The following is a 24776-nucleotide window of genomic DNA, read 5'->3' as shown; positions in this document are numbered from 1 at the left end:
TCAGCTTCCCCCGTTGTCTGAAGCGTAGAAGGTATAGGAGAGAGTGATCTCTCGGATGGTGTCGAGCTCGGCGACTTTATCGAGCTCAGGATCGACGAAGAACACGATCGGCATCTCTACCGTTTCGCCCGGCTGCAGCGTTTGCTCGGTGAAACAGAAGCACTCGATCTTGTTGAAATAGGCGCCTGCGGCGTTGGGCGTGACGTTGAAGATTGCCTGGCCCGTGATCGGCTTGTCGCTGAGATTGGTGGCGATGTAGTTCACCGTATCCACCTGCCCCACCTGATCGGTGATGGCCGCTGCCGGCTTCACCGTCCAGGCGAGGTCGTTCGCGACGGTGGAATCGAACCGTACGGTCATCATGCGGTCGATGACGCCCTTGGGGCTGTCCGTCGCCACTTGGGTGGTGCCGCCATACCCGGTCACCTGGCAGAACAGCTGATAGAGCGGCACCGATGCATAGGCGAGGCCCACCATGGCGCCGACGAAACCAAGAGCCACGAGTCCCACCCGCTTGTTGCGACGGGGATCAGGGCCGGCTCCAGAATTGTGCAGTACTTCAGTCATCACAGTGCCCGCTCGAACAGAGCGGGTCCCATCTTGACGATGGTCAGCGCGTAGAACGTGAGGGCGAACAGCACCAGGGCCGCCGCCAACGCCCACGACCGACGGCGGCGGTTGCGTGCCCGCGCCTCGTCAGCATCCGGCGTCGCCGCCGGGGGATGAGTCTTGTTCTCGGATGCAGCCATCAGAATGCGCCTCCGAAACGGGTGAGCAGATTGTCCGCCAGCAGGGCGAAGAACACAATGAACAGGTAGCTCAGCGAGTAGTTGAACAGCACGCGAGCCGACTTGCGCATGGCCACCGATTCCTCGGTACGGACCAGTCGCGCCGCCAGGACCAGGAACGATACGCCGGTGACTACGGCGACGATCGTGTAAACGGTTCCGGCCATGCCGAGCCAGGTTGGCAACAGGGCGGAGACGGCCAAGAGCGCGGTGTAGACCAGGATCTGCCGCTTGGTCGATGCTTCCCCGGCGACGTTCGGCATCATCGGCACGCCCGCAGCGCCATAGTCGGCCTGCTTGTAGAGCGCCAGCGCCCAGAAGTGCGGCGGGGTCCACAGGAAGATGATCAGGAAGAGGGCAACGCTCTCCCAGGTGATGGTGCCGGTTACGGCAGCCCAGCCCACCATGGGCGGAAACGAGCCGGCGGCGCCGCCGATCACGATGTTCTGCGGCGTCCAGCGCTTCAGCCACATCGTGTAGATCACGGCATAGAAGAAAATGGTGAAGGCGAGCAGTCCACCCGCCACCCAGTTGGTGGCCAGACCCAGCAGCATCACCGAAAACACGGCGAGCACCACGCCAAAAGCCAGTGCCTCACCGGGCGTCACTCGCCCGGCGGGGATCGGCCGGTTGCGGGTGCGGCTCATCACCGCGTCGATGTCCGCATCGTACCACATGTTGAGCGCGCCGGAGGCACCTGCGCCGATGGCGATGCAGACGATGGCAATGATGCCAATGACGGGATTGATGTCGCCAGGCGCCACCAGCAGCCCCACTGCGGCCGTGAACACCACCAGCTGCATGACGCTCGGCTTCAGCAGGGCGAGGTAGTCCTCCACCCGTGCTTCGCCCGTCATCGCGGGAAGGTTCTGACTGTCGTCGATCAGGGCCACTGGGGATTGCCTCGGAAGTTCGTGGGCCGCGCGCACGCGGCCCGTACTGGTTAGTGTGCCTTGGACTCTTCGATCTTCGGCAGGGTCGAGAACTGGTGGAACGGCGGCGGGCTCGAAAGGGTCCACTCGAGCGTCGTCGCACCCTCGCCCCACGGATTGTCGCCCGCAGGGCGCTTCTTCCGGCTGGCTTCCCACGTTGCGTAGAAGAAGATCAGCATGGCGGCGAAGGTCACGTAGTAGCCGATCGACGAGATGCGGTTGAACAGCGCAAACGCATCCGGGTAGTCGATGTAACGACGTGGCATGCCGGCGAGGCCGAGGAAGTGCTGCGGGAAGAACACCAGGTTCACGCCGATGAACATGGTCCAGAAGTGCAGCTTCCCGAGGAACTCGTTGTACATGTACCCGAAGATCTTGGGGTACCAGTAGTACCAACCCGCAAAGATCGAGAACACGGCGCCGAGCGACAGCACGTAGTGGAAGTGCGCCACCACGTAATAGGTGTCGTGCAGGTAGCGGTCTGCACCGGCATTGGCGAGCACCACACCCGTCACACCGCCGACGGTGAACAGGAAGATGAAGCCGATCGCCCAGAGCATGGGGGTACGCAGGGTGATCGAGCCGCCCCACATCGTGGCAATCCAGCTGAAGATCTTCACGCCGGTCGGCACCGCAATCACCATGGTCGCCGCCGCGAAGTAGCGCTGCACGTCGAGGCTGAGGCCGGTGGTGTACATGTGGTGCGCCCAAACCACGAAGCCGACGAAGGCGATGGCCACCATGGCGTAGGCCATGGCGAGATAGCCGAAGACGGGCTTGCGCGAGAAGGTTGCGACGATGTGGCTGATCATGCCGAAGCCGGGCAGGATCATGATGTACACTTCGGGGTGACCGAAGAACCAGAACAGGTGCTGGAACAGGATCGGATCACCCCCGCCCTGCGGCGAGAAGAAGGTGGTGCCGAAATTGCGGTCGGTCAGCAGCATGGTGATGCCACCGGCGAGCACGGGCAGTGCCAGGAGCAGCATGAAGCCGGTGACCAGCACGGACCAGGCGAACAGCGGCATCTTGTGCAGGGTCATGCCCGGCGCACGCATGTTCAGGATCGTGGTGATCAGGTTGATCGCACCCAGAATGGAGCTGACGCCGGCGATGTGCAGCGACAGGATCACGAAGTCCAACGACGGACCGGGGTGACCACTGGTCGACAGCGGCGGATAGACGGTCCAGCCGCCACCGAAACCGGCAACGCCGCCAGCGCCTTCAAAGAACAGGCTGAGCAGCAGCAGAATGAACGCCGACGGCAGCAGCCAGAACGCCACGTTGTTGATGCGGGGGAAGGCCGTGTCCGGCGCCCCGATCATCAGCGGAGCGAAGTAGTTGGCGAAACCACCCATCGTGGCCGGCATGACCACGAAGAACACCATGATCAGCGCGTGCGCGGTGGTGAACACATTGTACATGTGCTTGCCGGCATCCAGTGCCTCGGCACCGCCGACGCCATACACCATGGCCGCGAGGCCGTGGAAAATCTGAATGCCCGGCTCCTGCAGTTCCATGCGCATGACGCCGGAAAGCAGGCCGCCGATGACGCCAGCCACGATGGAGAACACCAGGTACATGATCCCGATGTCCTTGTGGTTGGTGGAATAGAGCCAGCGGCGCCAGCCGGTGGGCTCGTGCGCATGCGCAGCGTGATCGTGCCCGGTGGCATGCGCCTCGAGATGAGTGGTGGTGTCAGCCATAATCGTCCCCTGACCCTATAACTTACTGCACAGCCGGCAGGGTGGCAGCCGCGGTCGCGTAGTCCGCGCCCTCTGCCGCCGCCATGAAGGCTGCGAATTGTTCCTGGCTGACCACGCGGATCGCGATCGGCATGAAGGCATGATCCTTGCCGCAAAGCTCGGAGCACTGGCCGTAGAAAATGCCGGTCTCGCGCGAGTTGAACCAGGTCTCGTTGAGGCGGCCCGGCACCGCGTCCATCTTCACGCCGAAGCTCGGCACGGCGAAGGCATGGACCACGCCCAGCGGATCAGCGGTGACCTGCAGGCGCACGGTGGTGTCGACCGGAACCACGAGTTCGTTGTCCACGGCAAGCAGACGCGGCTGGTTCGGCTTGGAAGCCAGGCGATCGTCCTCTCCGAGCATGATCGAGGTCAGCGTCACGCCCTGGTCGACATACTCATAGTCCCAGTACCACTGCTGGCCGGTGGCCTTGATGGTGAGTTCGGCAGCCGGCACTTCGACTTCGCCGAACGAGAAGATGTTGGCCCCGAGATATTTCCGCTCCCCGTCCGGGGTGGTCATCTGGTCGGCCAGCACACCGAAGGAAGGGATGGCGATGACGATCAGCACCACGATCGGCAGCACCGTCCACAGGATCTCGACCAGGGTATTGTGCGTGAAGGGATTGGGCGTCGGGTTGGACTTGGCGTTGTAGCGCACCAGCACCCACACCAGTAGCGCCAGCACCAGCACCACGATTAGGCTGATCGTCCACATCAGGATGCCGTCGTGGAAGGTGACGATCGAGTCCATGATCGGCGTCACGGATGGCTGCAGGTGGAACTGCCCCGGGAGCGCATATCCTGGCGTCTGCTGGCCCGCCTCCTGGGCAAACGCCAGGCCCGGCACGAAGGCCAGCGCGGCTGCCGTTGCGGCTCCCATCCTCTTCAAGAACTGCCCGGTCACCGAAACCCCCTATCGAATACAGTGGTGCGATCGCACCGGATTGAGGGGAAAACCAGCGGCATAGCTAACGCCGCCCCGACTCAACCTCGGAGCGAAAAACTCGTTCTTGGCACCTAAACCACATCGGCACAGCCGAGTCTATTGCGGCAATGGCGGCCCAACATGCGTCATATTGATCCCCGGCTTCGCCTCACCCTCGCCGCAGTTCTTACCCCAAATGCGCGCGTAAACGGGGGTTTGGTTGACTCGTCGGGCAGGCTGCCCGACACAGAAGCAAGCCCGCCGCGGCCCGATTCGGCAGGAGATGTGAGAGAGTGACGTTCAGCCTCAACCGCCTTGTGGCCCGTCTGGGCCTTGCCGCAGCCTTCGCGGCCTCCCTCGTGATCACCGCCGGCGCCCAGGGCACCGTGCGTGGTGAATACGGGGACTGGCAGATGAGCTGCGACACCCCGCCCGGCGCCAGCTTCGAGCAGTGCGCGGTCATCCAGAACGTCGTTTCCGAGGACGAGCCCAATGTCGGGCTGTCGGTGATCGTGCTGCGCACCGCCGATCGCGAAGCCCAACTCCTGCGCGTGCTTGCCCCGCTTGGCGTGCTGCTGCCCAATGGGCTCGGGCTCAACGTCGATGGCCAGGACATGGGACGCGTCGCCTTCGTGCGCTGCCTGCCCAATGGCTGCATCGCCGAGGTGATCCTGGACGAAAGCCTGATCGAGACCCTTTCGAACGGCGAGGAAGCCATCTTCGTGGTCTTCAAGACCCCGGAGGAAGGCATCGGCATCCCGGTCTCGCTCAACGGCTTCGACGAAGGTTTCGCACAACTGCCGTGAGGCGCCCATGAGCGAGGATCATCGACAGGCCCCGCGCCGCCGCACGCTTAAGGGTGGCCGCATCGTCATCAACAACGGCTTCTCGACCTTCGAGTGCACCGTACGCAATCTGTCCGACACGGGTGCCCGTCTCAAGGTGGCGAGCATCGTCGGACTGCCGGACAGCTTCGATCTGGTGATGGAAGACGGCACGCGACACGCCTGCCGCGTTGCCTGGAAGACCGAGACCGAGCTCGGCGTCACCTTCGTCTGAAAAAAAGCCGGACACGCGGCAGAGCCACGGTCCGGCCAGTCATCAGGAAACGGGACCGGCGGCAAAACCGATCCGGGATGGCACAGCCGCGTATCGCGCCTGGGCCATGACGAAGCGTCTTCGGCGGAGGTCGGCCGAAGTCGCAAACTGGTCCTAGAGCCTCGAGTTCCGGGCTCGTGCACTGCTGAGCACCAGCCCGGAACCGCGGGGCTGCTGCAGGGCCTCGATGATGTCCGAGCGGCTGATGCCGAGATCACGCAATCGGGCCTCGTCCAGCTCCAGCAGGGAGGTGAGTGCTCGCCGACGCGCGCGGCTCGTCCTGACGGCAGCAATCCAGCGCCCGAGCAGGGCGAGGGGATTCCGAGGCGTTGCGGCCGCGACTGACCGCTCGCCGAACAGCGAGAGAGCCATGGTAGTCTCCGGATCGTGCATGGGCCGGCGAGGGAAGCACCGGTGGGGAAGCGCGGATGGTCAGCGCCGGTGATCCATGGGGTAGGCTCTGGACATCCATTCGTCCAACAAATAGATTTCATTGTCTCGATCAATTCGCGTGATGATCTGAATGACCGCTCCGCTCGACCTCGATCAGTTGCAGAGCTTCTGCGCCATCGCCGATTGCGGCAGCTTCACCGAGGCCGCGCGGCGGGTGAACAAGACTCAGTCGGCAGTGTCGATGCAGATCAAGCGGCTCGAGGAACGGCTGGGTCACACGCTGTTCACGCGTGACGGCCGCAGTGTCACCCTCACCGCTCATGGCGAGACACTCTATGCCCGCGCCCGCAAGATGCTGCGGGTCAACGCCGAGATTCTCGACCATTTCTCCGATGACGACCTCTCGGGCTCCATTCGCTTCGGCGTCCCCGATGACTATGCCGTGCGCCTGCTGCCGGTGATCCTGTCAAGCTTCCAGCGCACCCATCCGCGTATCGCCGTCGATGTGTCCTGCATGGCGTCCGAACAACTGCTCTCGGGCATGCGCGCGGGCCGCTACGACCTGATCGTCTTCACCCAGGGCACGGAGCAGAACTACGGCGAACTGTTCCGCACCGAGCGGATGTTCTGGGTCGCCTCCCATGGGGGACGCGCCCTCGCCAGTGAACCGCTGGCGATCGCCTGTGGTCCGCAGTGCTGCATCTGGCGCAAGGACGCCATGGAGGCGCTGGAGCGCACCGGGCGCGACTATCGCGTCGCCTATACATCGTCCAACGCCACTGCCATCTCGAGTGCCGTGCTCTCCGATCTTGCCGTCGGCTTTCTGCCGGAAAGCGCCCTCCAGCCCGGCATGCGCGTGATTGGTGACGAACAGGGCCTGCCCCGGCTGGGCGATGCGCAGATCGCCCTGATGCGGGCGAGCCACGCCTATGGCGGCATCTATGACGCGCTCGCCAACCATATCGTGCAATCGATGGGCAATCTCGACGTCCCGACCGGCTCGCAGGCCGAGGCCGCCGAGTAAGCGCCACCCGCTTGACCCGGCCGCGCGGTTGGCGCACCAAAACAGCATGTCCCAGGTTCTGACCAACGCCGCCGAGTATACCGTCAGCGAGATTTCGCAAGCTGTCCGGCGAACGGTGGAGGAAGAGTTCGGCTATGTCCGGGTGCGCGGAGAAATCTCCGGCTATCGCGGCCAGCACTCATCCGGCCACGCCTATTTCACCCTCAAGGACGAGAACGCCTCCATCGACGCGGTGGTGTGGAAGACCGCTTTTGCCAAGCTGACCTTCAAGCCCCAGGAGGGACTGGAGGTCATCGCCACCGGCCGGCTCACCACCTTCCCGCGCTCCTCCAAATACCAGATCGTCATCGAGCAGATTCAGCCGGCAGGCGCCGGCGCGCTGATGGCGCTGCTCGAAGAGCGCCGTAAGAAGCTGGCGGCGGAGGGACTGTTCGCCCGCGAGCGCAAGCGCCCCCTGCCCTATCTGCCGCGGGTGATCGGCGTCATCACCTCGCCTACCGGCGCAGTGATCCGCGACATCCTCCACCGCCTCGAAGATCGCTTCCCCACGCGCGTGCTGGTCTGGCCGGTACGCGTCCAGGGCGAGACCTCCGCCGCCGAAGTGGTTGCCGCCATCGAAGGCTTTAACGCGCTGGCCCCGAACGGCGCAACGCCACGGCCGGACCTGCTGATCGTCGCCCGTGGCGGCGGCTCGATCGAAGACCTGTGGGGCTACAATGACGAGGCCCTGGTACGCGCGGTTGCCGCCAGCGGCATTCCCGTCATCTCGGCCGTCGGGCACGAGACCGACACTACCCTGTGCGACTACGCCGCCGACATGCGGGCGCCCACGCCCACCGCGGCAGCGGAAGCTGCCGTCCCGGTTCGGACGGAACTCGTTGGCTATGTGGACGATCTCGGCGCCCGCCAGCGCAATGGCGCCCGACGTGTAGCTGCAACCGCCCGCGACCGGCTGCGCGCTGCCGCCGCCGGGCTGCCGCGCCCGCACGACCTCGTCACGGCACAGCGGCAGCGGCTCGACCATGCTGCCAGCTCCCTGCTCGCCTGCCTGCGGCACTCGGTGCAGGACCGGCACGTCGCCTTTTCTCGCGTCGCACCGCGCCTCGCCCCGCAACTGCTGCAGCGACGCCGCGCGGAACTGGGCGAACGGCTTGCGGCATTGTCGCTGCGCAAGGAAGCCGGCGTTCGCAAGACGGTGGAACAGGCGCGGCTGAAATACGACCCGTGCGCCACCCGGCTCGCACCTGAAGTCACCCGTCTGGTGGAGCGCCGCCGCGCTCAATTCCACGCGACCGCCGTCAAGCTTACCCCCAGCGCATTGCGCGCCGACCTGCGCCACGGGCGCAGTGTCCTCACACCGTTGGCCGCGCGGCTCATGGCCGGCATCGACCGCACCATCGGAGACCGGCAGGCGGCCCTCACCCAGGCGGGCAAACTGCTCGACACGCTGAGCTATCGCAGCGTGCTCGCCCGCGGCTATGCCGTGGTCAAGGACATGGACGGCAACCTCGTCCACCACCGCGAGGGCCTGGCGCCCGGCGAGCCGCTGGCGGTCGAATTCCACGATGGTGAGGTCGGCGTCACTGTCTCCGGTAGCCCGGTGGTCCGGCGACGAAAGAGCCGGGCGGATGAAGGGACGCAGGAAAGCCTCTTTTGATCGGCAGTGCCGAGCGCTATATCGACGGCACGACAAGGAATGGCGTCATGAACATCTTCGACAAGGGCTTCGCGCCGGCCGAGGCAACGATCCGCTACATGGACGGTGACTATGTGGTGCTGAAGCCCGGCACCTTCGTGCGCTGCGCCATCACCGGCAAGCCGATCGCGCTCGATGAACTGTTCTACTGGAGCGTCGACCGGCAGGAGCCTTATGCCGATGCCGAGGCCGCCCACACCGCGTTCGAGCGTTACGGCCGCGGAGTCTGAGCGTGGCGGAAGCGTCAGTCCGCCCGCGTTTTCTGATTATCTCGAACGGTCATGGTGAGGATGCGATAGCCGCCCAGATCGCGGCTCGCCTCGCCGGTGACGTCATGGTCGAAGCCTATCCAATGATCGGGTCGGGCAACGCCTATGCAAGCGTGTGCCCCATCGTCGGCCCGCGGGCGACGCTCGCCTCCGAAGGCTGGCGCAACGTCAAGGGCTCGCTGCGAAGGGACCTTGCCGCCGGCGGCCTTGGTACCATTCCGCCCGCACTGCGCTTCCTGCGCCAGGTTCGGGGCAAATACGACAAGGTCGTCGTAGTCGGAGACATGGTGGGCGTCTTGGCGTGCCTGGCCGCCGGCCACCGCAACCTCTTCTATATAGACGTCTACAAGACCGGCGCTGCTCGCCTCTATTCGGGCCCGGAACGCTGGGCGATCCGGAAGGCCTGCAGCACGGTATTCTGCCGCGCCTCCAACCTGGCGCAACTGCTCGCTGCCGGCGGTGTCGATGCGCGTTCCGCCGGCAATGTCATGATGGATACCATTCCTCACGGAGACTACGACGCGGTGAGCCGGCGCCGACGCCCCTTCGCCGTGACGCTGCTGCCCGGCAGCCGCGCCCTCACCTCCGAGAGCTTCGCCCTGCAAGTCGAGGCAATCCGCGGCCTGCCGGACGACCTGCGCCCGAACGTTTTCCTCGCCGCCGCTGGCAGCGTCAGCGTGGACGAACTGGCTCGCGCCAGCGGTCTCACGCGGGTGTCCATGCTGACGGCGGAATCCGGCGATCTCGGGCAACTCACCGACGGCGGGCTCACCATCCACATGGCTCGCGGTTCGGCGATGGGCAACCTGCTTGAGGCATCTGACCTGGTGTTGAGTCAGGCCGGCACCGCCACGGTGCAGGCGCTGGGTCTCGGTCGGCCCGTCATCACCTTCATCAACCCGCGCGATCGCCGCTCCCGCTTCGAAGACGAGCAGCGGCTGTTCGGCGACGCACGGGTCGTAGTGGAGGCGGACGCCGCCAAGGTGCGGGACGCCCTTCAGAGGCTGCTCACCGACTCGTCCGAGCGCTTCCGCCTGGCGACAATCGGCCGGGAACGCATTGGCGGCCCCGGGGCTCTCGACGCGATCCTGGCCGCGCTTCTGAACTAGGCGTCAGACTTGCCGGTCTCGGGGTCGAGCAGCCTGTGCAGATGCACGATGAAATACCGGGTCTCGGCACTGTCGACAGTCATCTGCGCCTTGCGCCTCCAGGCGTCGTAGGCCGAGGCATAGTTCGGGTAGAGGCCCACGATGTCGACCTTGTCGAGATCGTCGAAGGTGACACCGTCGAGGCTCGACAGTTCGCCGCCGATCACGAGATGGAGCAGTTGCTTCTGGTTTTCGGTCGAAGCCGCCATGGCCGAATCCTTCCTTACGAGATAGCCAAGTCCGCGTCGCTCGTCTCGGGACACCCGTAGACATCGATCAGCGCCGCGTGGACGACGGGTTTTAGGCTCATGTCACTCAGCGCGGCAAGCGCCCCGTGGCGCACATCTCGTTTGTTGAATCGCGGGGTCCCGCTGCAGACGTCGGCGAAGTCGACGCCCGCCGCATCGAGGATCAGCGCCGCCGCCGCGATGTCCCAGTCCTGGCTGCCGCGGCGCACCGCCAGCCCGTCGAGCCGGCCGGTGGCGACCTGCACCAGCCGATAAGCCAAAGAGGAGTAAACGGGGCCGCGCGTGTAGTTGAGCCCCGCCTTCTGCATCTGCTGGTGCACCGCGCCGGGTGCCGGGATCAACGGCAGCGCTCCGGCCCGTCGACTGCGGCGCAAGGGCTGGCCGTTGAGCCGCGCGGTGCCTCCGGCGATGGCGTCATAGAGTTCGTCGCGCACCGGAGCATAGACCACCCCCGCCACCGGCACCCCGTCCTCAACCACGGCAAGGCAGATGGTCCAACTGTCCTCTCCCCGGAGGAACCCGCTTGTGCCATCGATCGGATCGACCACGAATACCCGCCGGCAGGCGAGCCGGCTCGGATTGTCGACCGTCTCCTCACTGAGCCAGCCATAGTCGGGGCGCGCACCGAGCAAGCTTGCCGCCAGATAACGGTCAACGAGAATATCCGCCTCGCTGACCGGCGTGGCGTTCTCCTTCTTCCAGCTCTTCACGTCCTGGCGGAAATAACCGGCCGCGATGATCCCCGCTGCCACCGCGGCGGAGCGGAGCAGTTCGAGGTCTTCGGCGTGGCTGGTCGGAAAATCTGGCATTGGCGGGCCCTTTTAGGCCCGGCTCCCCCTGCGAGCAAGCGCGCGGAGAGACACTGTCGCGCGACATCGCAGTTAATCGCTTCCTACACCGAGTCAGCACCCGCTAACCGTTCGCGGAAACAAGATAAACTTAACCGAACCGATTAAGGCCACGGGTAAGGCGGGGCGCTATCGTGAGGCCCATAAAGCAGGGCGCAAAAGCTCTCGAAGTTGACAGGAAGGCGAGTTTCAAATGCATCACGGCGTTGCGATGGAAGGAGCAGCAGTTGTGTTGGCGTTCCCGCGCCGCGACCTGGCGGAGCGCCGGTTCGTGGCTGCCAACGACAACGGCCCGCGCGATCCGGTCAAGACCGTAACGGTCCGGCGCGTGCTCGAGCAGAGCGGAATTGCCATCAAGATCAAGGTGCCGGTCACCGAGTTCATCGGCGTGGCCGTGGCCACGAGCCTGACCGAGGAGGGCGTGCTCTCCAGCGCCATCGAACTGGTGCATTCCGATCCGGACCTCAACTATCGGGTGTTCGAGGAAGAGGGCAACCACACCGTCGTTGCCGAATGGCAGAACTGGGGCAAGAAGCTCCGCCTGCCGCTGTTCATCAAGGCAGGCGATGGCACCTACCTGCCCTACAGCCAGCAGGTCAGCGGCATCACCGCTGCTCCCCCTGCCCCGCGCCGGCGCTTTGCCGCCGACGCTTCCCGCCGCCCGCGCTTCCTCAACCGGCGCAAGCCCGGCCAGCCGGACGCGATCTGAACGAGTTTACTGCCCTCCAAAGCACGTTGAGAGGTCGGCCGGTGGTGCGGTCGGCCTTTCGGCGTTTTCGGCTTCCCCTTCCGCTCGCGAGGCGATAGCGGAACAGCATGCCGCCCGTGACCGCACCCATGGACCTCGCCCTCGCGCTCGCCGCCGAAGCCGCCGCCGTCGGCGAAGCGCCGGTCGGTGCCGTGATCGTCGAGGGTGAACGCGTCCTTGCCGCCGAACGCAACCGCATGCAGGCCATGCGCGACCCCACCGCCCATGCCGAATTCCTCGCCATCCGTGCTGCTCTCGAAACCCGCGGCACCGGCCGCCTCGACGGCTGCGATCTCTATGTGACGCTCGAGCCTTGCGCCATGTGCGCTGGCGCCATCGCCCACACGCGTCTCCGCCGCGTCTACTACGGTGCCGAAGATCCCAAGGCCGGCGCCGTCGACAACGGCATCCGCCTCTTCGCCCAACCCACCTGCCACCACCGTCCAGAGGTGATCGGCGGCCTCGGCGCCAGCCGCTCCGAAGCGCTGCTGCGCGAATTCTTCCGCGGCTTGCGCGACTAGCTGTTGGGATTGCTGTCGATCACCGGCTGGCGGTCGGCGATATAGTCCTCGATCTTCTGCTCGAGAATGCGCTTGAAGCGGTCCTTCTCGGCATCGACGTGGTTGAGGATCTCGCGCACCCGCCAGAACTCGTGCGCCCCGAACCGCGCCACATGCGGGCGCACATAGACGTCCGGCGGGTAGGCCGCCATCTGGTGGGCGATCAGCGAGTGCATCATGATCTGCGCCGAACCGAACCAGACGTCGAGGGGACGGTGGTCGGTCTTGAACAGCCCCTCGGACGGGTCGCCATTGACGTCAATGCCAATCAGGAAATCGGTGTCGATATCGGCCTGATCCAGCGGCAGCGGGTTGACCACACTGCCATCCACCAGCACGTGATTGGCGTGGACTACCGGCTTGAACAGCGACGGAATGGCGATCGAGGCCGCCACCGCCGGCCGCAACGGCCCGGAGTTGAACACCGTCTGGTGCCAGGACTGGAAATCGGTCGCCACCACATAGAGCGGCACCTTGAGATCCTTGAACTCGTGCGGAAAATGCTCCGGCGTAAACGCATCGACGATGCTCGTGGCATCGAGTTGCACCGACAGCCCGCTCTTGAACAGACCGCTGAGCCCACGGACATGGTGGCTCCACAGCCGGCCGGCGATGATGCGCATGGTGCCGAGCACTTCGAACGAGTGCTCGCGCAGTTCCTTGCCGGTCATGCCCGCAGCCCAGCCAGCGCCGATCAGGGCCCCGATCGAGGTGCCCGAGATCACCGACGGCTTGAGCCCCAGCTCATCCATCGCCTCGATATAGGGGATATGCGTCAGCCCACGCGCCGAGCCGCCACCCAGCGCCACGCCGATGCGCGGACCCGAAACCGTGCTCATGCCGCCCCGCTCCTTGCCCTTGGAGCGCAGCCGCTCGACCAGCCGCTTGCCGCGCAGTTGCAGCGGCGTCAGCGGCCGGGGCGACGGCGCCTCGTCGAAGACGGATCGGAGGTAGGTTAGGCGGCTGAGATTGAAAAAGGGTTCAGGCGCCGGAACGGCTGATTTCGCGCCAACCGATGTCGCTGCGGCTAAAGCCTTCCGGCCAGTCAATCTTGTCCACGCATCGGTAAGCACGGTCTCTTGCGTCTTTCACCGTGGTTCCGAGCGCCGTGACGTTGAGCACGCGCCCGCCGGCAGCAACTAAACGCGCGCCATCGCGGCGCGTTCCGGCGTGGAAGACCTGGACCTCAGGATCATCGATCTGGTCCAGCCCACGGATCTCCGAGCCCTTGCCGTAGTTGCCGGGATAGCCCTGCGTTGCGAGGATCACGGTCAGCGCCCAGGCATCCTTCCAGCGTACGTCCATGCCCTTGAGACTGCCGCTCGCGGTGGCCTGCAGCAGCTCCAGCAGGTCGCTGTCGAGCCGCATCATCATCACCTGGCATTCCGGGTCACCGAAGCGGGCATTGTATTCCACCAGCTTCGGGCCCTCGGCCGTCAGCATCAGCCCCGCATAGAGCACGCCGCGATACGGAGTGCCGCGGGCGGCCAGACCTTTCACGGTCGGGAGGATGATTTCGTTGATGGCGCGATCATAAAGCGCTTTGGTCAGCACCGGCGCCGGGGAATAGGCCCCCATGCCACCGGTATTCGGCCCCTGGTCGCCGTCAAAGGCGCGCTTGTGGTCCTGCGCCGTGGTCAGCGGCAGGATATCGGTGCCGTCGCTGAGCACGAACAGGCTGACCTCCTCGCCTTCCATGAACTCTTCCACCACCACTTCGGCGCCTGACTGTCCGAAAGCACCGGCGAAGCAGTCCGTGATCGCCGCCTCGGCCTCTTCCAGCGTCATGGCGACGGTTACGCCCTTGCCGGCCGCCAGACCGTCGGCCTTGATCACGATCGGCGCGCCCTCGGCATAGACATAGGCCAGGGCATCGGCCTCGTTGTCGAAGCGCGCGTAACGGGCGGTGGGAATGCCCATCTCGTCGCACAGGGCCTTGGTGAAGCCCTTGGAGCCTTCCAACTGCCCCGCCGCCTTGGACGGGCAGAAGCACTCGATGCCTGCCGCCCGCAGGTCGTCGCCGAGCCCCGCCACCACCTGCGCGTCGGGCCCCACCACGACGAAGTCGATGCTTTCGGACCGGCAGAGGGCAATCAACGCCGCGTGGTCGGTGATATCCACCTCGCGGTTCTCCGCCACCGCCTCGGTACCGCCATTGCCCGGCGCGATGAACAGCTTGTCGACCTTCGGAGACCGCGCCAGCTTCCACGCCAGGGCATGCTCGCGCCCCCCCGAACCGATCACCAGTACCCGCATCTGTGCCCTCCGATGTCAGGCGCGTGATGCACGAGATGGCGGGGAGTGGCAAGGGCGGGACTGGCGAGATTGTTTCGGTCGGTATGCTCCAGCAGAGTGGAGCCACACCCTCCCCCTTGCGGGGAGGGCCGGGGAGGGGATCGACCGGAGTGGAGCCCTACAGCTCCGCCTCAGCAAAAATCCGCGTCAAATCCCCATCCCACTCGCCACGGAACCGCTCCAGCCAGCGCTCGGCCGGGGACTGCGAGGTGCGGATCACTTCTTCCAGTGGCGCCAGATAGATGGTCTCGTCCTTGCCGGCCGCATTGCGCCGCCCGCGCCGAACCAGTCCGGCCTCGGCGATGCCAACGGCCTGCGCCGCGACGTCGAACAGGTTGGACCGGTCATGCGGAGTCATCAGCCCCAGGCGGGGCACCTCGCGGCGCAGGTGTTCGCGCTCTTCGCGGGTCCACGGCTCAATCAGCTCGTAGGCGGCTTCCAGCGACACCTCGTCATAGAGCAGCCCGGTCCAGAACGCCGACAGCGCCGTGACCGAAGCCTCGTCGCCCATGTCGGCGCCGCGCATCTCGAGATATTGCTTCAGCCGCACTTCCGGGAAAATGGTGGAGAGGTGGTCTTCCCAGTCCTTGACGGTGGGCAGCTCGCCGGGCAGTTGCGGCAGTTCGCCCTTGAGGAACGCCCGGAAGCTCTCGCCGGCGACGTTGACGTATTTGTGGTCCCGAATGACGAAATACATCGGCACGTCGAGCGCATAGTCGACATACTGCTCGAAGCCGAAGCCCTCGTCGAACACGAAGGGCAGCATGCCGGTGCGGTCGGGATCGGTGTCGAGCCAAATCTGACTGCGGTAGCTGAGATAGCCGGTGTCGCGGCCTTCTGAGAAGGGCGAATTGGCGAACAGGGCCGTCGCCACCGGCTGCAGCGCCAGGGATACCCGGAACTTCTTGACCATGTCCGCTTCGCTCGAGAAGTCCAGATTGGTCTGAACGGTGGCTGAACGGAACATCATCGAGGTTCCGAGCTTACCCTTCTTGTCCATGTACGGCGCCATGATGCCGTAGCGGGATTTCGGCATCGCCGGAATGTCCCTGACCGACCACAGCGGCGTCACCCCGAGCCCGAGGAAATGGATGTCGAGCGGCTCGGCCACGGAGCGGGCAACGCGCAGATGCTCGCCCATCTCCTCGGCGGTGCCGTGCAAATCCACCTGCGGCGCCCCGGAGAGCTCGAACTGGCCACCCGGCTCGAGCGAGATGCCGCCGGCGACCTCGTTGTTCCTGAGCCCGATCGGGTTGTCCCCGTCATAAAACGGGTGCCAGCCCGTTGCCTTCTCGATGCCGGCGAGCAGCGCACGAATCCCCTGCTCGCCTTCATAGGTCACTGGCCGCAACGGATCGGTGTGGAAGACGTGCTTTTCGTGTTCGGTGCCGATCCGCCACTCGTCCGCGGGTTTAGCGCCCCGCGCCAGGGCCTCGATCAGGTCGGCGCGGGATTCGATCAGCGGAGAATGAGAGTCGGCGCCGGCCATGAAGTCCTCTGGTTACGGGGCAAATGCGGGCGCGAACATAGCGTTGCGTTCACCGAAAGCAATCGCGATTTATCGCCAGTCACCGATGGATGCCTGAATCAGCGCCAGTGCTGCCACGGCAGCGGTGTCCGCGCGGAGAATACGCGGCCCGAGACTGATCGGCACCACGAAGTCCAGCCCGCGCAGTCGCTCGCGTTCGGCGTCGGAGAAGCCACCCTCCGGGCCAACCAGCAAACCGACTCGCTCCCCGGCCAGCGATTGCAGCGTTGCCAGCGCAGACGACGATGGCTCCCCTTCATCAGCGAAGACGAGCCTGCGGCCGGCATGATCCTCCGGCCAGCGGTCCAGCAGGTGATCGAGGGTAATCTCCGGCGCCACCACCGGCACGTTGAGCACCTCGCATTGCTCGGCCGCCTCGATGGCGTTCGCCACCAGCTTGTCGTGCTTTACCCGGCCGACCTGGGTGAACCGGGTCAGCACCGGCTGCATGGTGCCGACGCCCATCTCCGTCGCCTTCTGCACCACATAGTCGAGCCGCTCGGTCTTGAGCGGCGCAAAACCGTACCAGAGGTCGAGCCGCGGCGTCTGCGGCGCAATCTGCTCGACCGGTTCGAGAGCCACCGACTTCTTGCTGTCCGCGGTCAGCCGCGCCAGCCAGGCCCCGTCGCGGCCGTTGAACACCACGACCTCGTCACCCACCGACTTACGCAACACCGCAGCCAGATACAGCGACTGCTCCTTGTTCAGGATGATCTCGGCACCGGCGGCAAGATCAGGATCGACGAAGAGACGGGGCAGGCTGGCGTGAGTGCGGGGCATGGCGGCAGCATATCTTCCAACACACTGACCTGCCAGCTTGCTGCTTGGCCCCTTCGCCCTCGACGGAGCCGCGCGGTCACCGCTGGCGCCGCCCGCCCCAAGGCGATCGACCTTCGCTCCATCGCCAGCCACCGTCGCACCCGCCCCCCGCTTGCGCACCCAGGGCAACGCCGCCGTCGCGCCCGACTGGGACGAGTTCTAGGTCGGGGCGGCGACTGTCCCGCCGCATACACATGGCTCAGTGGGGTCCGCTGCCGACAGCGGTCGGGTGGTTTGCCGCCGGTCGGCTTTCGGGCGAGAGGGTCAGGAATGCGGACTTCATAGCCTCGAGGCCAGCACCGTGCCCGACCTATACGATGATCCAGAGCTCTATGACCTTGTCGCGCCGCGTGACGAGGCGATGGAGCAATTCTACGTCGAGGTCGCTGGGGGCCACTCTCGAAAGGTGCTGGAGCTGGCCTGCGGATCAGGTCGCCTGACGGTGCCGCTCGCCAAGAGCGGTGCGCTGGTGACGGCAGGGGACATTTCGGCGATGCTCGACAGGGCGGAAGCTGCCGCTCGTGAGAGTGCCGTCGACGTCAGCTTCGTTGAGCTGGACATGCGGGATTTCGATCTCGGTACCAAGTTCGATGTCGTAGTGATCGCCGCCAACTCACTGATGCATCTGAACACGACGGAAGACTTGGTGCGAGCCATGTCTGCCGCCCGCCGGCATCTGGCGCCCGGAGGAATCTTCGCCTTCGATATCTTTGTGCCGAGCCCATCCCTGCTCAGCCTGCCTTCGGCACAGCGTCGGCCCGTGGGCGTTTTTCCCCACAAGCACCTCGGAGAGGTGACGGTGGAGGAGACGATTACCTATGATCCGGTCTCCCAAGTCAGCCAGGCGGATTGGTATTGGTCGACGAAGCTTGATCCGACGTTCCGGCGCACAACGATCCACATGCGCCAAATATACCCGCAGGAAATGCCGCTGCTCCTGCAACTGGGCGGGTTGACGCTGGCCAGCCGCTTCGGTGATTTCGTTCGACAGCCGCTAGATCCGGAAAGTTGGCGTCAGGTTTGCCTGTGTCGATGACTGGCCGATGCCGGGTGGTCGCGGCCGGACCAGTGCTGAACTGCGAACCCAACAAGCTGCTGCATTCTCGTGATGACGCATCGCGCCTGCGCGATGCTGCCGCGTGCCGCGACGCCAGACGCTAGCGCGGCCTCACCAACCATCAGGAATTCATCATCGTCCATGATCTGAGGAACGTCGAAAGTTACCCATTCGCGTTCACCGGCAACGATGATGGGAGCGCCCTCCTTCGTAGTGGACCGATCCGGCCACCGGATATGCTCGGCAAGATGCAGAGCCGTACAACGGTTGAACTCCACCCCGATCAGCAGGACCTTTGCATCCAACCGGTGCAACTCCCCCAGAGGCGAAGTCGGGCCCAATGGATCGCTCAACTCATGGCGAGCTACAATCTCCTGGGCGTGACGACCCCACGCCGCCATCGAGCTTGCAGGATGGGCGCTGCGGCGAACACCGGGCCAGGTCCGGAAAGCTTCGGCAACCGCTCCCATGTTGCGAGTCGGTGTGGTGGCCGCTTCATATGCAGGCATGGTCGAGCGAATCGTCTCGATCCACTCCAGGGGCACAGGCGGTGCGCTCCAGTTGGCCGGCTCAGTGAGGCCTGTGGAATGGGATGGCATCACCAGTGTCCCATCGTCCCCCACCGCATCAAACAACGCCTGGAGCACGGCGACCTGGCCGCCGCAGACCCAGCCCATGGCACGCATGGAGCAATGGACGAGCAGAGTGTCGCCCGCTCTGACGCCCAGCTTGGGCAAGTCGTGTTGCAGGCTCTCGCGGGTGGCCGGTACCTTGGTGCGTGCAATGATATCAGCTTCACTCATGGTCGGCACTCCGCGGTCACGAGGACTGGTACTGCCCTTTTCCGGCATCCACCCGATCTACAGCAAGGGGGTAGTAGGCTCAGTGGCGGGACAGGGGTGGCAAGCAGACCGTCAGCTTTGCGGAGCAGCTCGCCCCTACACGGACATTGGGAACCTGAACATGCTGGAGGAGCCGGGAGAGTCTTGCGGCGCTTCCTGTCCCGCATCAGACAAGGCGCTTGCCTTCGGCGTTGATGATGACTTCGCCGTCCTCCTTGGTGAACGGGCCTATATCGGGGTTCTCGAGGATGTCGAGCACGACCTCGGACGGGCGGCACAGGCGGGTGCCCTTCGGCGTGACTACGAAGGGGCGGTTGAGGAGGATGGGGTGCTCTGCGATAGCTTCGAGGAGTTCGTCGTCGCTCCGGGCCGGGTCTCCGAGGCCGAGTTCTTCGAACGGCGTATCCTTCTTTCGAAGCGCCTCGCGCACTGTGAGCCCGGCGTCGCGGATCAGCCGGGTGACGGTGCCCCGGTCGGGCGGGGTCTTGAGGTATTCGATCACCGTGGGCTCGACGCCGCTCTGGCGGATCATCGCCAAGGTGTTGCGAGACGTGCCGCAGTCGGGGTTGTGATAGATGGTGACGCTCATTCGGCTGCCTTCGCTTCGGTGTTGCGGCCGACTGCGGCGCCGCGTTCGTACCAGCCCTTGGTGCGGTTCACGATCCAGACCACCGAGAGCATCACCGGCACTTCCACCAGCACGCCGACAACGGTGGCGAGCGCTGCGCCGGAGTTGAAGCCGAACAGGCTGATGGCGGCGGCAACGGCCAATTCGAAGAAGTTCGAGGCTCCGATCAGGGCGGAAGGACCGGCCACGCAGTGCTGCTCCCCTGAGACCCGGTTCAGCAGGTAGGCGAGGCCGGAGTTGAAGTAGACCTGGATCAGGATCGGCACCGCCAGCAGCAGGATGACCGTAGGCTGGGCGACGATCTGTTCGCCCTGGAAGCCGAAGAGCATGACAAGGGTCAGCAGCAACGAGGCGATGGAGATCGGCTGCAGGACTGCAAGCGCCCGGTTCATACTGTCGATCCCGCCATTGGCGAGCAGCCAGCGGCGGTAGAGCTGCGCGGCGATCACCGGCACGACGATATAGAGCCCGACCGACAGGAGCAGCGTGTCCCAGGGGACGGTGATGGCGGAGAGACCAAGCAGAAGGCCGACAATGGGGGCGAAGGCGATGATCATGATGGCGTCGTTGAGCGCCACCTGCGACAGGGTGAAGTGCGGCTCGCCCCTGGTCAGATTGGACCACACGAACACCATGGCGGTGCAGGGCGCAGCGGCAAGGATGATGAGGCCGGCGATGTAGCTGTCGATCTGCGTTTCAGGCAGCAGCGGACGGAACAGCCAGCCTATGAAGAGCCAGCCCAGAAGTGCCATGGAGAACGGCTTGATGGCCCAGTTGATGAATAGGGTGACGCCGATGCCGCGCCAGTAGGCGCCGACCTGGCCGAGCGACCTGAAGTCGATGCGCACCAGCATGGGGATAATCATCAGCCAGATCAGCACCGCCATCGGCAGGTTCACCTGTGCGTATTCGAGTGCAGCCAGACCTTCGAAGACCGAAGGCAGGAAGTGGCCGGCGGCGACCCCGACGATGATGCAAATGGCGACCCACAGGGTCAGGTAGCGTTCGAAGATGGTCATAGGCACTCTAGATGGCACGCCATAGCAGAGCAGCACTGGTGCAGATGGATGACGCCTGCCGGGTAGCCAGGATCGCTGCCGGAGCAGCAGTGCGGCCGATGTGGTCGAAACCGAGGTGCTTGAAGAAGCTGGCCGCAGTCGTTGTCAGAAGATAGACGCGCTTGCCTCCGGCTGAGGATATCTCGCCGAGGAGGGTTTCGGTGACGAGCCGACCGGCGCCAGTTCCGCGCCTGTCCTCCGGCACGACGACGGAGCGAAGCAGTGCATCCTCGCCATAAAGCTCAAACCCGCCAAAGCCGATGCGCTGCCCATCCCGCTCGATGCGGAAGAAGGAGCGTCCCGTATCCTCTACGTCATCCATAGGCAGGCCTGCGGCTGAAAGTGCAGCCTGGAGATTGGTATCGGTTCCGGAAACCGGCACAGCGGTGATCATGCTGTGCCCTCGCTCGCGCCACTGGCGCCTTTCAGGACGCCAGTGCCCGAAGCGCAGCATGGGGTGAATTCGGCGACCAGTGGTCCGCAGAGTTCGGGCCGCCCGCCGCAGCAGTCCTGAACCAGGTAGCTGGCAAGCTCACGGACACGATCTACAACGGCCCGGTAGATTATCGAGCGGCTCTGCCGTTCAGAGTCGATCAGCCCCGCCCGGGTCAGTATGGCGAGGTGCGAGGACATGGTGTTCTGGGGAACGCCGAGCCGGCGAGCCACCTCACCCGCAGGAAGGCCTTCCGGCTCGTGCTTCATCAGCAGGCGGAACGTTTCCAGTCGCGTGGGCTGCGAGAGGGCTGCAAACACGACGAGTGCATCATTTGTTTCCATAAATCCAAAGTCATCGATATATCAGAGGGAGTCAAGGGACCTTACCGCGTTAGATTCGATCGTAGCTCTTGGTCTTCCATGGCCGCGGCATTGGCCACAATAGGATGGGCGAACGAAGGGGTGTCGCCCAGTGTCGTGTTTCCAAGCCGGTCGAACTCCAGGTGCTCACTGCCGAGGTTCGGCGCGGCTGCCCCTTAGCTCTCTGGCAGGCAAGGTAACCGTTGACTTGACCTGGACAACAGGAGGGCGGCGCTTCGGATCTGCCTTCCCAGGATCTCGCCTGCGTTGTGTTCAGGCCAAGGGCACCACCCCGCCGCTGAGAGCGTCGGCAAGCACCCGGCCTTGACTTTGGCCGGTTTTGAGCGGAAGCACAGGAGTGCTCGGGTCCGCCCTATAGTGCACTCAATGTACGCCTATGATGGCGCACCCAGCGAAAGAGACACAATGAATCACCGGTTCGAAACTGGTCAGGTTTTGGAGCTCCGCTCCGCACCTCGCCACAGCAACAGACCTGCAGGGCTGTGCGAAGTCATTTCCTGCCTGCCACATGACAAGGGACCACTGCTCTACCGGGTAAAATCCCGCAACGAGAGCATCGAGAGGGTTGTGGATGAAGTGGACCTTTCGCCCAGCGATGCGGTGAAAACCGCTACCGAAACCCACGCGAGTGTCTTCAAGATTGCCATCCGTAGGCGCTGATCCTGTCGCGCCTTGTTTCCGACGTGAACAGCTGTCATAAGGCACTCACACGTTTTCAGCCCAAGTCGGCTGCCTCTGCCGGACATTTCCGGTCCTTGGCTCACTGATCCACTTTGCGAACGTTCTAGGCTCCTTCTGCATGTCGCAGGGGAGAAACGCTCGCTTTGCTTCGGCTCCGAGCTACAAGGAAAATACCATGGCCAACATCAACGGCACCGTTAAGTTCTTCAACACCACCAAGGGCTTTGGCTTCATCACTCCAGAAAACGGCGGCAAGGACCACTTCGTGCACATTTCCGCTGTCCAGAATTCTGGTGTCGACGGTCTCTACGAGAACGACAAGCTGACCTACGAGATCGAGACTGGTCGCGATGGTCGCGAGTCTGCGATCAACCTGATGCTGCAGAAGTAGTCTTCGGCACCAGCCGCGTAGATGTAGAAGGCCGCCCGAAGGGCGGCCTTCTTCGTTCCGGCGCCTGGAGGGAACCACTGGCCACGAGTCGGTTAGGGGCTTACGCCGATCCGGTCAACTCTTCATGGGGACCTGTGGGTGCTAGGATTTCTTTTGCTCACCGAGACTGACAGCGCCTTTCAACGAAGGGGTTTGATGCGTTGGTCTTCGGTTTTTCCTGCATGGCATCATCGCACGTTTGAGGACCAGCCCGTTAGCGGTATCGGGGAATTCGGCCGCTAGGTCGTGAACCCATAAACGAGGTTCCGTTTTGCGAGCGATCGTGATTCAAGCTCTTGATGGAGGGCCTGATGGTAGGACGTCACGATCTCAGCGAGAAGGAATGGGCGCTGATCGCGCCCCTGTTGCCCAATAAGCCGCGCGGGGTTGCGCGGGTAGATGACCGGCGGGTGATCAGCGGTATCTTCTACATACTGCGCACAGGGGCACCCTGGCGCGATCTGCCGGAACGTTACGGCCCCCCAACCACGGTCTACAACCGCTACAACCGATGGGCCAAGCAGGGCATCTGGCTGCGCATCTTTGAGCGGCTGAGCGAGGTCTCGCCGGAGAGTCTGCACCTTCTCGACTCCTCGATCGTTCGTGCCCACCAGCATGCGGCGGGTGGTAAAAGGGGGGCCCGGATCACGCCATCGGTCGCTCCCGTGGGGGACTGACCACCAAGATCCATGCCGTTGTTGACCGACGCGGGCTGCCCATCCGCTTCGTACTCACTCCTGGGCAGGCCTCCGACAAGACTACGACGCCCGAACTGGTCGGGCCGCTCCGGCTGCGCGGCGATGTGGTTGCCGACCGCGGCTACTTCGGGCGCCACGTGACCGAAGCCATAGAGGCATCCGGTGCGACGGCCCACATCCCCAGTCAGAGCAATGTCCGCATCGTCCGCTCCGTCGATCCCGAACTCTACCGAAAGCGCACATGATCGAGCGCTTCTTCAGCCGCCTCAAACACTTCCGAGGCATCGCAACCCGATACTTTAAAACCGCAGCCAACTTCCTCGCTGCAATCCACCTGGCAGCCGCAAGGCTCTGGATTAGAAGTTATGAGTCCACAACCTAGTGGAGGCCGGCGGCTGCCCGAAGTGCTGCGTTGATGCGCTCCTGCCACCCGGGCCCTTCCGCCTGGAAGTGCTCCAGTGTGTCCCGGTCGATGCGCAAGGAAACCAGTTCCTTGCCGGTCGGTACGGTGTTCGTCCTGGGCAGGGGTTCGCTCGGCTTGGTGGTGAGGCTCTTGAACGCAGCCTCGGCATTCTCGGTTACGCTGTTGCGCCGGCGCGTAGGATGAACCATTTGGCTTGACCTTTTGCTGATCAGAGTTTGCTGTAGAGCGTCGTCACCGTCTCCACACCCGAACCGCTCGTCTCTGTGACGCGGGCGCGCAGGCGCCGGGAATTGCCGATCGTGTGCAGGTCCTCGTTCAGCACCTTCATTGCTGCCGCTTTCGGCGAAGCTGCGTACACCTTGCGAACGTCCGACTGCTGCGGCCGCCCCTCAGGATCGGTATTGTAGGATTCGACGATATATTCTTGCTGCGGCGACGTGTTCATCGGCTCACTCCAGGAGGGTGACCTTAGCACCTCTTCCTTGCGGCATCGACCAGGCTGGAGCGGCGTTGCGGCTACTCCTGTGCCGGCTCCCTGCCGCCAGGCGGTGGAAAGCGCGAAGCGTCGGAAAACGAGATGGTAACCGCCACAGGGACACTCGGGGTCAGAGCGCCAATTGGTCGCGGAGTGCGGCCGAGAGGTCCGCCAGGTCGATGGGCTTGGGCAGCATCTTGCTGTTTGGCACGCCGCGCTCCGTCCAGGAGGCACCGCTGTCGCCACTCACATAGATCACCGGCAGGTTGGGCCAGATCTCTCGCGCACGGTGCGCAAGTGCCCAACCATCATGTGCCCCGGGCATGCGGATGTCGGTGAGCAGGACATGGGGCTGCCCACCGGCAGAAAGCCACTGAACTGCCGCATCACCGGTTGGAAACGTGACCACATCGAAGCCGGCTTCCACCAGTTCATATTCGAGAGCGGATGCGATGAGATATTCGTCCTCAGCAATCGCAACGATGGTTCGCTGTGTCATGGCAAGTCCTGCTTGTTCTGGGCGCAGTGCACTACGGGTGGGCCCAAGCCGGGTTTCGCGTTATTGTCTGCCTTGGGTGGCGGCCAGCCGTGACGGCGGCC

33 protein-coding genes are annotated in these 24776 nt (G+C 64.4%); 13 read left to right on the top strand and 20 right to left on the bottom strand.

Annotation, left to right across the window (positions count from 1 at the left end; translation table 11 throughout):
• From ACFSX5_RS12765 to coxB, 5 genes are read right to left on the bottom strand one after another with little or no spacing between them, the layout of a single operon-like run.
• Nucleotides 1–567, bottom strand: a complete 567-nt coding sequence (locus ACFSX5_RS12765) for a cytochrome c oxidase assembly protein (protein ID WP_386833909.1) — start codon at nt 565–567, stop codon at nt 1–3.
• Nucleotides 567–749, bottom strand: a complete 183-nt coding sequence (locus ACFSX5_RS12760) for a hypothetical protein (protein WP_386833907.1) — start codon at nt 747–749, stop codon at nt 567–569. The genes ACFSX5_RS12765 and ACFSX5_RS12760 overlap by 1 nt, the downstream gene beginning before the upstream one ends.
• Complete coding sequence (locus tag ACFSX5_RS12755; protein ID WP_386833906.1) at nt 749–1681, bottom strand: heme o synthase; 933 nt, start codon at nt 1679–1681, stop codon at nt 749–751. The genes ACFSX5_RS12760 and ACFSX5_RS12755 overlap by 1 nt, the downstream gene beginning before the upstream one ends.
• Nucleotides 1682–1731: 50 nt before the next feature.
• Nucleotides 1732–3426, bottom strand: coding sequence for a cytochrome c oxidase subunit I (ctaD, locus tag ACFSX5_RS12750; protein WP_386833905.1), 1695 nt, complete (start codon nt 3424–3426; stop codon nt 1732–1734).
• 22 nt (nt 3427–3448) lie between these two features.
• Nucleotides 3449–4372, bottom strand: coding sequence for a cytochrome c oxidase subunit II (gene coxB, locus ACFSX5_RS12745; RefSeq protein ID WP_386833903.1), 924 nt, complete (start codon nt 4370–4372; stop codon nt 3449–3451).
• 314 nt (nt 4373–4686) lie between these two features.
• Here coxB and ACFSX5_RS12740 point away from each other — a divergent pair, with 314 nt between their 5' ends.
• Nucleotides 4687–5199 carry an invasion associated locus B family protein gene (locus ACFSX5_RS12740; protein ID WP_386833902.1) on the top strand — a complete coding sequence of 171 codons (513 nt, stop codon included), beginning with the start codon at nt 4687–4689 and terminating at the stop codon, nt 5197–5199.
• A 7-nt stretch (nt 5200–5206) separates the two neighbouring features.
• Nucleotides 5207–5452, top strand: coding sequence for a PilZ domain-containing protein (locus ACFSX5_RS12735; protein ID WP_386833901.1), 246 nt, complete (start codon nt 5207–5209; stop codon nt 5450–5452).
• 153 nt (nt 5453–5605) lie between these two features.
• Here ACFSX5_RS12735 and ACFSX5_RS12730 read toward each other — a convergent pair whose 3' ends face one another.
• Entirely contained in the window at nt 5606–5863 is a 258-nt protein-coding gene (locus ACFSX5_RS12730; protein ID WP_386833900.1) for a DUF1127 domain-containing protein, read from the bottom strand.
• Nucleotides 5864–6014: 151 nt separating this feature from the next.
• Between ACFSX5_RS12730 and ACFSX5_RS12725 the strand changes: the two genes are divergently transcribed.
• From ACFSX5_RS12725 to ACFSX5_RS12710, 4 genes are read left to right on the top strand one after another with little or no spacing between them, the layout of a single operon-like run.
• The gene (locus tag ACFSX5_RS12725) at nt 6015–6908 is read left to right on the top strand and encodes a LysR family transcriptional regulator (RefSeq protein ID WP_386833898.1); all 894 of its coding nucleotides are present in this window, start codon (nt 6015–6017) and stop codon (nt 6906–6908) included.
• A gap of 46 nt (nt 6909–6954) precedes the next feature.
• Complete coding sequence (xseA, locus tag ACFSX5_RS12720; protein ID WP_386833897.1) at nt 6955–8565, top strand: exodeoxyribonuclease VII large subunit; 1611 nt, start codon at nt 6955–6957, stop codon at nt 8563–8565.
• 47 nt (nt 8566–8612) lie between these two features.
• Nucleotides 8613–8834: a DUF2093 domain-containing protein gene (locus ACFSX5_RS12715; protein WP_386835643.1), complete on the top strand. Its 222-nt coding sequence runs from the start codon at nt 8613–8615 to the stop codon at nt 8832–8834.
• A 2-nt stretch (nt 8835–8836) separates the two neighbouring features.
• Nucleotides 8837–9982 (top strand): hypothetical protein, encoded by a 1146-nt coding sequence (locus tag ACFSX5_RS12710; protein ID WP_386833895.1) that lies wholly within the window; start codon nt 8837–8839, stop codon nt 9980–9982.
• On the opposite strand, the gene ACFSX5_RS12705 is transcribed toward ACFSX5_RS12710, so the two are convergent.
• The gene (locus ACFSX5_RS12705; RefSeq protein WP_386833894.1) at nt 9979–10230 is read right to left on the bottom strand and encodes a DUF4170 domain-containing protein; all 252 of its coding nucleotides are present in this window, start codon (nt 10228–10230) and stop codon (nt 9979–9981) included. The genes ACFSX5_RS12710 and ACFSX5_RS12705 overlap by 4 nt on opposite strands.
• 14 nt (nt 10231–10244) lie before the next feature.
• Entirely contained in the window at nt 10245–11078 is an 834-nt protein-coding gene (locus tag ACFSX5_RS12700) for a 3'(2'),5'-bisphosphate nucleotidase CysQ (RefSeq protein ID WP_386833892.1), read from the bottom strand.
• Between the two features lie 271 nt (nt 11079–11349).
• Here ACFSX5_RS12700 and ACFSX5_RS12695 point away from each other — a divergent pair, with 271 nt between their 5' ends.
• A complete protein-coding gene (locus ACFSX5_RS12695) occupies nt 11350–11826 on the top strand; it encodes a DUF6101 family protein (RefSeq protein ID WP_386833891.1) in 477 nt (158 codons plus the stop codon).
• Nucleotides 11827–11933: 107 nt separating this feature from the next.
• Nucleotides 11934–12386: a nucleoside deaminase gene (locus ACFSX5_RS12690; protein ID WP_386833889.1), complete on the top strand. Its 453-nt coding sequence runs from the start codon at nt 11934–11936 to the stop codon at nt 12384–12386.
• Here the strand turns inward: ACFSX5_RS12690 and ACFSX5_RS12685 are convergent.
• The 4 genes from ACFSX5_RS12685 to ACFSX5_RS12670 all read right to left on the bottom strand — a co-directional run bounded on the left by ACFSX5_RS12685 (nt 12383) and on the right by ACFSX5_RS12670 (nt 17028).
• A complete protein-coding gene (locus tag ACFSX5_RS12685) occupies nt 12383–13264 on the bottom strand; it encodes a patatin-like phospholipase family protein (RefSeq protein ID WP_386833887.1) in 882 nt (293 codons plus the stop codon). The genes ACFSX5_RS12690 and ACFSX5_RS12685 overlap by 4 nt on opposite strands.
• A 142-nt stretch (nt 13265–13406) precedes the next feature.
• Nucleotides 13407–14681, bottom strand: coding sequence for a phosphoribosylamine--glycine ligase (gene purD / locus ACFSX5_RS12680; protein ID WP_386833886.1), 1275 nt, complete (start codon nt 14679–14681; stop codon nt 13407–13409).
• A 157-nt stretch (nt 14682–14838) separates the two neighbouring features.
• Entirely contained in the window at nt 14839–16209 is a 1371-nt protein-coding gene (locus tag ACFSX5_RS12675) for a glutamate--cysteine ligase (RefSeq protein WP_386833884.1), read from the bottom strand.
• A gap of 69 nt (nt 16210–16278) precedes the next feature.
• On the bottom strand, nt 16279–17028 hold the full coding sequence (locus ACFSX5_RS12670) for a 16S rRNA (uracil(1498)-N(3))-methyltransferase (protein ID WP_386833883.1): 750 nt from the start codon (nt 17026–17028) through the stop codon (nt 16279–16281).
• A gap of 340 nt (nt 17029–17368) precedes the next feature.
• On the opposite strand from ACFSX5_RS12670, the gene ACFSX5_RS12665 reads away from it, so the two are divergent.
• Nucleotides 17369–18103, top strand: coding sequence for a class I SAM-dependent methyltransferase (locus tag ACFSX5_RS12665; RefSeq protein WP_386833881.1), 735 nt, complete (start codon nt 17369–17371; stop codon nt 18101–18103).
• Here ACFSX5_RS12665 and ACFSX5_RS12660 read toward each other — a convergent pair.
• The 5 genes from ACFSX5_RS12660 to ACFSX5_RS12640 all read right to left on the bottom strand — a co-directional run bounded on the left by ACFSX5_RS12660 (nt 18082) and on the right by ACFSX5_RS12640 (nt 21429).
• On the bottom strand, nt 18082–18927 hold the full coding sequence (locus ACFSX5_RS12660) for an aminoglycoside N(3)-acetyltransferase (protein ID WP_386833879.1): 846 nt from the start codon (nt 18925–18927) through the stop codon (nt 18082–18084). The genes ACFSX5_RS12665 and ACFSX5_RS12660 overlap by 22 nt on opposite strands.
• A gap of 205 nt (nt 18928–19132) precedes the next feature.
• On the bottom strand, nt 19133–19555 hold the full coding sequence (gene arsC / locus ACFSX5_RS12655) for an arsenate reductase (glutaredoxin) (protein ID WP_386833878.1): 423 nt from the start codon (nt 19553–19555) through the stop codon (nt 19133–19135).
• Entirely contained in the window at nt 19552–20613 is a 1062-nt protein-coding gene (arsB, locus tag ACFSX5_RS12650; RefSeq protein WP_386833877.1) for an ACR3 family arsenite efflux transporter, read from the bottom strand. The genes arsC and arsB overlap by 4 nt, the downstream gene beginning before the upstream one ends.
• A 7-nt stretch (nt 20614–20620) precedes the next feature.
• Nucleotides 20621–21046, bottom strand: coding sequence for an arsenic resistance N-acetyltransferase ArsN2 (gene arsN2, locus ACFSX5_RS12645; RefSeq protein ID WP_386833876.1), 426 nt, complete (start codon nt 21044–21046; stop codon nt 20621–20623).
• Nucleotides 21043–21429: an ArsR/SmtB family transcription factor gene (locus tag ACFSX5_RS12640; protein WP_386833875.1), complete on the bottom strand. Its 387-nt coding sequence runs from the start codon at nt 21427–21429 to the stop codon at nt 21043–21045. The genes arsN2 and ACFSX5_RS12640 overlap by 4 nt, the downstream gene beginning before the upstream one ends.
• 895 nt (nt 21430–22324) lie before the next feature.
• Between ACFSX5_RS12640 and ACFSX5_RS12635 the strand changes: the two genes are divergently transcribed.
• From ACFSX5_RS12635 to ACFSX5_RS12620, 4 genes are all read left to right on the top strand, one after another.
• The gene (locus tag ACFSX5_RS12635) at nt 22325–22540 is read left to right on the top strand and encodes a cold-shock protein (RefSeq protein ID WP_386833874.1); all 216 of its coding nucleotides are present in this window, start codon (nt 22325–22327) and stop codon (nt 22538–22540) included.
• A gap of 350 nt (nt 22541–22890) precedes the next feature.
• Entirely contained in the window at nt 22891–23256 is a 366-nt protein-coding gene (locus ACFSX5_RS12630; protein WP_386833872.1) for an IS5 family transposase, read from the top strand.
• Nucleotides 23232–23522 carry a transposase gene (locus tag ACFSX5_RS12625; protein WP_386835642.1) on the top strand — a complete coding sequence of 97 codons (291 nt, stop codon included), beginning with the start codon at nt 23232–23234 and terminating at the stop codon, nt 23520–23522. Before ACFSX5_RS12630 ends, ACFSX5_RS12625 begins: the two co-directional genes overlap by 25 nt.
• Nucleotides 23435–23659, top strand: coding sequence for a transposase (locus tag ACFSX5_RS12620; RefSeq protein ID WP_386835641.1), 225 nt, complete (start codon nt 23435–23437; stop codon nt 23657–23659). Before ACFSX5_RS12625 ends, ACFSX5_RS12620 begins: the two co-directional genes overlap by 88 nt.
• Here the strand turns inward: ACFSX5_RS12620 and ACFSX5_RS12615 are convergent.
• The 3 genes from ACFSX5_RS12615 to ACFSX5_RS12605 all read right to left on the bottom strand — a co-directional run bounded on the left by ACFSX5_RS12615 (nt 23656) and on the right by ACFSX5_RS12605 (nt 24675).
• Nucleotides 23656–23889: a BrnA antitoxin family protein gene (locus ACFSX5_RS12615; protein ID WP_386833871.1), complete on the bottom strand. Its 234-nt coding sequence runs from the start codon at nt 23887–23889 to the stop codon at nt 23656–23658. The genes ACFSX5_RS12620 and ACFSX5_RS12615 overlap by 4 nt on opposite strands.
• Nucleotides 23890–23909: 20 nt before the next feature.
• The gene (locus ACFSX5_RS12610) at nt 23910–24146 is read right to left on the bottom strand and encodes a hypothetical protein (protein WP_386833870.1); all 237 of its coding nucleotides are present in this window, start codon (nt 24144–24146) and stop codon (nt 23910–23912) included.
• A 160-nt stretch (nt 24147–24306) separates the two neighbouring features.
• The gene (locus tag ACFSX5_RS12605) at nt 24307–24675 is read right to left on the bottom strand and encodes a response regulator (protein ID WP_386833869.1); all 369 of its coding nucleotides are present in this window, start codon (nt 24673–24675) and stop codon (nt 24307–24309) included.
• Nucleotides 24676–24776: the final 101 nt, after the last annotated feature.

It is taken from the genome of Devosia albogilva (assembly GCF_042685625.1).
Classification (GTDB): domain Bacteria; phylum Pseudomonadota; class Alphaproteobacteria; order Rhizobiales; family Devosiaceae; genus Devosia; species Devosia albogilva.
Note: the sequence above shows the minus strand (reverse complement) of the source record. Positions and strands in the feature narration are given on the sequence as shown.